The sequence below is a fragment of the Leclercia sp. GHBNCSD genome (assembly GCF_055805075.1).
Window position 1 is genome coordinate 1 of the sequence record NZ_JBQVYO010000005.1, and the last position, 6,710, is coordinate 6,710.

Consider the following 6,710-nt stretch of genomic DNA (forward strand, 5'->3'; position numbering starts at 1 on the left):
ACTTCAAGAACTCTCGATACATCTCTCGCACATCCTGTTTACCAATGGCCGCAGCCAGTGGCGTTTAGTTGTGTTTTTCCGGGTTGGACTCAAGTTGATAGTTACCGGAAAAGCGTTGCGGTCGGACTGAACGGGGGGTTCGTGCATACAGTCCAGCTTGGAGCGAACTGCCTTCCCGGAACTGAGTGTCAGGCGTGGAATGAGAAACCGCGGCCATAACAGCGGAATGACACCGGTACACCGAAAGGCAGGAACAGGAGAGCGCACGAGGGAGCCGCCAGGGGGAAACGCCTGGTATCTTTATAGTCCTGTCGGGTTTCGCCACCACTGATTTGAGCGTCCGATTTTGTGATGCTTGTCAGGGGGGCGGAGCCTATGGAAAACCGGCAACGCCGGGATCCTTTTCCGGTTCCGCTTTCTTACGCACATCTTCTCTTGCCGCTTATCCCCTGAATCTGTGGATAAAGTAGCTTCCTCCCCGGGCTTGCTGGCCCCGCTCGCCGCAGCCGAACGACCGAGCGTAGCGAGTCAGTGAGCGAGGAAGCGGCATGTCTCCGGCAGTGCATCTTCTGCTGACGCATCCGTCCGTGATTTTTCACCTGCTTTATGTGGCAGCTATGCCTGGCGTTTCTGCGATGTTACATTTTAAGCCAGTATACACTCCGCTAGCGCTACGTGACTGGTTCAGGGCTGCGCCCCGAAACCCGCTAACACCGCTGACGCGCCTGCGGCTTGTCCAACCCCGCGCCGTCCGGGACGCTTTCCCGTCCGTCCCGGCGTTATCAGGAGGCCGGTTTGTCAGAGAAACGGAACAAGATGCTCACCATGTGGGTGACGGAGGACGAGCACCGCCGGCTGCTCGAGCGCTGCGACGGCAAGCAGCTGGCGTCCTGGATGCGTCAGACGTGCCTCGGTGAGAAGCCGGCCCGCGCCGGCAAACTTCCCTCGATCTCTCCGGTGCTGCTGCGCCAGCTTGCCGGCATGGGCAATAACCTGAACCAAATAGCCCGCCGGGTTAACGCCGGCGGCGGTACCGGCCAGGACCGGGTGCAGATTGTGGCCGCGCTGATGGCGATCGATGCCGGCCTCGAGCAACTGCGCCACGCGGTTCTGGAAAAAGGATCGGACGATGATCGTTAAATTCCATCCGCGCGGCCGCGGTGGTGGCGCCGGACCGGTGGATTACCTGCTCGGGAAAGACCGGCTGCGTGAGGGGGCCAGCGTCCTGCAGGGACGGCCGGAAGAGGTCCGGGAGCTTATCGATGCCTCGCCTTATGCGAAGAAATACACCTCCGGGGTGCTGTCGTTCGCGGAAGCCGATCTGCCGCCCGGGCAGCGTGAAAAACTGATGGCCAGCTTCGAGCGGGTTCTGATGCCCGGACTCGATAAGGACCAGTACAGCGTTCTGTGGGTGGAGCACACTGACAAAGGGCGTCTGGAGCTGAATTTCCTGATCCCCAATACCGAGCTGCTGACGGGAAAACGCCTGCAGCCGTACTTTGACCGCGCCGACCGGCCGCGCATCGATGCCTGGCAGACGGTGGTCAACGGCCAGTTGGGGCTGCATGACCCGAACGCGCCGGAGAACCGGCGCGCACTGGTCACGGCATCCGCCCTGCCAGAAACGAAGCAGGAAGCCGCACAGGCCATCACGCAGGGGTTACTGGCCTTAGCCTCATCCGGGGAACTGAAATCGCGCCAGGACGTCACTGAGGCGCTGGAGCGGTCAGGTTTTGAGGTGGTGCGCACCACAAAAAGCAGTATCAGCATTGCCGACCCTGATGGGGGGCGAAACATCCGACTGAAGGGGGCCATCTATGAGCAGTCTTTTAACGCTGGCGAAGGACTTAGAGCAGAAATCGAAAGCGCAGCAGCAGAGTACCGGCGAGATGCTGAGAGCCGCATTCAGCGAGCACGAGCAGTCTGTCAGGGCGGAACTGAGCGCAAGCGCGAAGAGAATCAGCGACGACATCCGCGCCCACGAGCAGAGTATGAGCTCGGCCATGGAGAAGAACCGGCGGAGCGTGCTGCGCACGGCCGGCCGGACATGGCTCACCATCCTGATGACCTCGGCGCTGCTGATCGCAACGAGCGGGGGCGTGCTGTGGTGGCAGGGCCAGCAGATAACCGACAATTACACGGCCATTCGCCAGCAGGAGGATACGCTGAAGAAACTCACCGTCCGGACGTGGGGGGTGCGCTATCAGGAGAGCAGCGACGGCAGGAAATTCCTTATCCTGCCGCCGGGGATGCAGTCCGAAGCTATCCCCTACGACGGGACGACCTGGATCCGCCTGAAACAGGAGTAGCGGAAAATGACAGAGCTGGAAAAGCAGTTGCTGAGCGCATTAGAGCAGCTACAGCAGGATTACTCGCAAAGGCTGGACGAGTGGGAGAACGCCTTCGCGGAATGGCGGAGGATGTCTGGGCTTATGCAACGGGAGAACGCGATGCTGAGCGAGCGCGTTTCGGACTTGAGCAAGCAGGTGCAGAGTTTGAGCGAGCAGCTGCGCCGCTTGTCCGGGAGCTGAATACGGTAGAGCAGCGGCAGCGGGAGCATGAGTATCAGAAAAGCCTGGAGTTGCAGCGCCAGCCGCAGAAAACCTACAAAGGACCGACGCTGGGCTGACGGATGCCGGCCCGTGACAAACCCCAAGAAGAAGGGCTGCGAAATTCCCCGCTAAATACGTCGTGATGCAAAGATCACGACATACACAAAGGGGGAGTTATGAAACTGCTTAACGTCATTGAAGCGCTGCTTAACTGCATCTATCTGGCTGCGGAGCTGTGGGAGTGGCTGGAGAAGCATATGCCTGTTTTTAAGGCTTTCGCACTGATTTCAGTGTGACTTTAACATCCAGGCATCTGGTTGCATGACTATGCACCAGTGTAATATTCAGCGGCTGTGTTTCCGGTGTTTTTTCGTTATGTCTGTCGCCACTTTCTCGCGTCTGGCACCGGAAACGCAGCCAACCCCGTTTCAGCGGTGCGGGCAACGGATGTTATGGTAAATCAGCGTCACCGGCACGGTTACTCTGAACCGGAGCGAAACAACCGCGACCAGAAGCCCCGCTTTTTTTCCTGTGCCAGCGCGTCAGCCAGACGGCTAATTTCGGCCTGTAGTTGCTCCCTCTCCTCATTTCGCAGGCGGTTTTCTGCTTCCCGCGCCATCTTGTCTTCAAGCATTAGGGTAACAGTCTGCTGCAGAGCGTCCAGTTTCTGCTGAATGGCGTCTAGCTGAGCATTTTCCGCCTGGCTAACGACAGATTTTGATTGTCCCTCCTTGTGCCTTTTTGGTGTCTCAATGACACGGAGTTCACCATAGGCTCTGATCAGTTCGCTTGTTTCAAATTCTCGCCTCTCATCTTTTCCTGTCCGATAGCTGACGAGGCCTTTAGCCATATCTCGATACAGTTGAGAGCGTGAACGGCCAGTAAGTTTTAGGGTGTCCTGGAGCGTGTGCCATGCCATAAGTTTCGCCTGTCCCATCTGTGTCTCATGTGCATATTGTAAGGCAACTTCGGCATTAAAAAAGACAGGTGACATTGCTTGTCAGTAAAAAACGAAAAACAAATAAAAAACCCTGTTGACGCAAGGTCTTAGTCAGGCGTAGTATCAAATCACTGTATGGATAAACATGTGTTTATATACAGTACTTTTGGTGTGGCAGAGTACTTATAAAAGCGGTTTCGACTGCAAAAAACCGCACACCAAATTTCTTATAAAAAAAATAAAAAAGGAGAAACTAATGCCAGCATTTAATTACAACGGTGAAGGGGCTGCTAACACTGGGCTTTCAGTCAATGATGCAGGGCGCGCACTCGCGCAGAGTTGGGGTATTAACCCCGCAGAATTTTCAGGATACAGAGTAGATAATGGACGTATTATAGGTATTAACCGGAACGCGACCGTTACTATGGATGGTGTTACCCGCCCCGCAGAAACTGATCTTGGATATGCCAATGATCTCAGAAATAACCTGAGTCAGGAAAATGGTAGTCAGGAAGCCGGACAAGTACTGGTGATGAATAACGGGCAAATGGGGTACTGGGACACCCATACGACCGGGGGCAAGAATGACCATACTACACGTGTATTTCGCCCCGTAGGCCCCTCAGAAGCTCAGAAGGCCGCTATAGCTGCAAAAGCTTTACAGGATAAGCAGCAGGCAGAAGCTGCAGCAAAGGAGTTTTCAGCGAAAACAGCCGCAGCGGCGAACGCGGCTGAAATTAATCGCCAACAGGCCGTGGCTGCCGCTGCGGCTGCCGGCCAGCATCAATCAGTTTCCTCTGCACAAAGTGCACTGGCCAATGCAACCAGCGAAGTACAGAGACTGAAATCCGCGTCTGATGCGGCACTAAATACAGCAAAAACAACCAGGCAGGCTGCAGTTAATGCGATTCCTGCTGCCGCAGCGGCTGAAAAGAAATACCAGGACCTTCTGATTGCAACAAACGGTATGGTGCTGAAAAACGGTCAGTACGGTATCGAAAAATGGGAAGTGGTGAAATCGAATAAAGAGCGTGATTTCTACGGAAACCGCTTTTATCCATCCGGAATCACCAAAGCACAAGTAGATTCGGCCAAAGCAGATGCTGAAAGTAAACGCCAGCAGGCAAGCACTCTGCCAGCAAATGCCACGGCTGCAGAGCAGGCAAGCCTGAAAGCTACGGCTGATTACCAGGCGGCAGAAACCCGAAGGCAAGCCGCGCAGGCTGCGCTTACCTCAGCACAGCAGGCAGCAGCGAAAGCTGCTGAGGCCGAACGTCAGCGCAAAGCTGCAGAAGCGGCGGCAGCCTCTGCAGCAGAACAAAAGCGTAAGGCCGAAGAAGCTGCGAAAGCTGCAGAATTGGCCCGTAAGGCAGCGGAACAGGAAAAAACTCGCCGGGCTCGCCAGGAAGCTGCGAACAAGCTGAAATCGGTTAACGTTCAGTCTGTGCGCGGTATTCCGAACGCGGCGACACCGGCGGCAATTCCCCTGGCATGGGCTACCGCTTCGTATGGTGGTCTTTCGCTGGGGAGTGATGTTGTCGCCAGCGTGTGGTCGCAGATTACTGCGGGATTAGCAGAGCTACGCGCTATTGCGACGGCCAGCCTTGCGGGACCAGTCGCTGTTACCGTGGCTTCACTTTTATATTCTGAGAAGGTGGGCGTTGGCAGCGATTTGGTCCCGGGGCGAGATATCAGCAGTCTTATGCCTGCCGATGTGCTCTCTCTTCCTGGTTTGAGTGCACTGAACAGTGCGGCTGACAGTAAGACAGGTGTCAGCATGCCAGTTCGTGGACGAATGATTTTGGGGGCTGACGGTAAGCTGGAAACGCAACTGGTGCGAACCCGGGTTGCTGGCATGGTGCCTGTAGTGCGGGCAGTCCCTGATCAGGCTACCGGATACTGGGGATATACTTTGCCTGCAGTGGCCGGCGCTCCTGGCCAGACTATCCTTATTAGTCCATCAGATGCACCTGGTGTTAACGGGCAGCTTGGGCTGAGCGGCCCGGTTCCTCTGCCGGAAAACATTCTGCATACCGGCGATCAGGATATCGCACCTGCAAATACAGTAGTTATCACGACACCAGTTGCAGATGACCTCGATTTCAGTGATGTTATTCTGATTTTCCCGGCCGAATCCGGACTGAAGCCGCTGTATGTTATGTACCGGAGCCCACGAAATATGCCTGGTAAGGCAAGTGGCAATGGTCAGAACGTCAGTAATAACTGGCTGAGTGGGGCTGGTACAGGTGAGGGTGCGCCGATCCCAAGTCAGGTTGCGAATAAATTGCGTGGTCGCGAATTTAGCAGTTTTGATGCATTTCGTCGGGCTTTCTGGAAAGAAGTTGCTGTCGATCCTGAACTGAGCAAGCAGTTTCAATCTGACGATATCGAACGTATGAAATTAGGCCGCGCACCAACAGCCCGCTTCCGGGATTCCGTTGGTAAAAGGGTCAAGATTGAATTACACCACAAAGTTGAAATATTTAAAGGTGGTGATGTTTATAACGCAGATAACCTCCGCGCATTAACACCTAAGCGTCATATTGAAATTCATAAGGGTAACTGAGATGGGCACTAAAAAAATAACAGATTACACAGAGCAAGAATTCGTTGATTTTGTGAATAAAATAAAGCGTGCTGATTTTCCTACTGAGTCTGAGCACGATGCAGCGATTTATGAGTTCGGTCAACTTGTAGAGCATCCTGATGGATGGGATCTGATTTATCACCCAGAGCCAGGCGCTGATAACTCAGCTATTGGTGTCTTGAAAACAGTTAAAGAATGGCGAGCTGCAAATGGCAAGCCGGGATTTAAATCTAAGTAATTAACATCTGGGGCCTTAACAGAAGGCCCCAATAATCCAATAAAATTATAAAAATAAGAGAATGGATATGAAAAAGTTACTTTTTACAGGCGTTGTGGTTGTTCGATGGTGCTGGCTGCATGCCAGGTAAACAACGTTCGTGATACCGGAGGTGGTGCTGTGTCTCCTTCATCGACAATCACGCTTGATAGCGGCATTAACAGCAATCCATAAGGATCTTCTTGAGATCCTTTGCAATGAGTCGTAATCTCTTGCTCTGTAAACGAAAAAACCGCCTGGGGAGGCGGTTTAATCGAAGGTTAAGTCAGTTGGGGAACTGCTTAACCCGGTAACAGTCTTGTGCGAGACATGTCACCAAATCTGTCCTTTCAGTGTAGCCTCACTAAGGCCACT

General features: G+C 54.2%; 6 protein-coding genes. 5 read left to right on the forward strand and 1 reads right to left on the reverse strand.

Annotated features, from left to right (window positions below; genetic code table 11):
- Nucleotides 1-816: 816 nt before the first annotated feature.
- Together ACT3IC_RS23385 and mbeA are read left to right on the forward strand one after the other, a co-directional pair.
- Nucleotides 817-1,140 (forward strand): MobC family plasmid mobilization relaxosome protein, encoded by a 324-nt coding sequence (locus tag ACT3IC_RS23385; protein ID WP_188056605.1) that lies wholly within the window; start codon nt 817-819, stop codon nt 1,138-1,140.
- Nucleotides 1,130-2,629 carry a plasmid mobilization relaxase MbeA gene (mbeA, locus tag ACT3IC_RS23390; protein WP_473479849.1) on the forward strand — a complete coding sequence of 500 codons (1,500 nt, stop codon included), beginning with the start codon at nt 1,130-1,132 and terminating at the stop codon, nt 2,627-2,629. Before ACT3IC_RS23385 ends, mbeA begins: the two co-directional genes overlap by 11 nt.
- Before the next feature lie 401 nt (nt 2,630-3,030).
- Here the strand turns inward: mbeA and ACT3IC_RS23395 are convergent, their stop codons facing one another.
- The gene (locus ACT3IC_RS23395) at nt 3,031-3,489 is read right to left on the reverse strand and encodes an entry exclusion protein 1 (protein WP_473479852.1); all 459 of its coding nucleotides are present in this window, start codon (nt 3,487-3,489) and stop codon (nt 3,031-3,033) included.
- Between the two features lie 172 nt (nt 3,490-3,661).
- Between ACT3IC_RS23395 and ACT3IC_RS23400 the strand changes: the two genes are divergently transcribed.
- The 3 genes from ACT3IC_RS23400 to ACT3IC_RS23410 all read left to right on the forward strand — a co-directional run bounded on the left by ACT3IC_RS23400 (nt 3,662) and on the right by ACT3IC_RS23410 (nt 6,530).
- Nucleotides 3,662-6,058, forward strand: a complete 2,397-nt coding sequence (locus ACT3IC_RS23400) for an S-type pyocin domain-containing protein (protein WP_473479855.1) — start codon at nt 3,662-3,664, stop codon at nt 6,056-6,058.
- Nucleotide 6,059: 1 nt separating this feature from the next.
- Nucleotides 6,060-6,317, forward strand: a complete 258-nt coding sequence (locus ACT3IC_RS23405; RefSeq protein ID WP_473479858.1) for a bacteriocin immunity protein — start codon at nt 6,060-6,062, stop codon at nt 6,315-6,317.
- A gap of 105 nt (nt 6,318-6,422) precedes the next feature.
- The gene (locus tag ACT3IC_RS23410) at nt 6,423-6,530 is read left to right on the forward strand and encodes a colicin release lysis protein (protein ID WP_473479861.1); all 108 of its coding nucleotides are present in this window, start codon (nt 6,423-6,425) and stop codon (nt 6,528-6,530) included.
- Nucleotides 6,531-6,710: the final 180 nt, after the last annotated feature.

Excerpts from the sequence above, each read along its gene's own strand:
- ACT3IC_RS23410 (WP_473479861.1), top strand. The coding sequence starts at position 6,423 with ATGGTGCTGGCTGCATGCCAGGTAAACAACGTTCGTGATACCGGAGGT.
- mbeA (WP_473479849.1), top strand. The coding sequence starts at position 1,130 with ATGATCGTTAAATTCCATCCGCGCGGCCGCGGTGGTGGCGCCGGACCG.
- ACT3IC_RS23395 (WP_473479852.1), bottom strand. The coding sequence starts at position 3,489 with ATGGGACAGGCGAAACTTATGGCATGGCACACGCTCCAGGACACCCTA.
- ACT3IC_RS23385 (WP_188056605.1), top strand. The coding sequence starts at position 817 with ATGCTCACCATGTGGGTGACGGAGGACGAGCACCGCCGGCTGCTCGAG.
- ACT3IC_RS23405 (WP_473479858.1), top strand. The coding sequence starts at position 6,060 with ATGGGCACTAAAAAAATAACAGATTACACAGAGCAAGAATTCGTTGAT.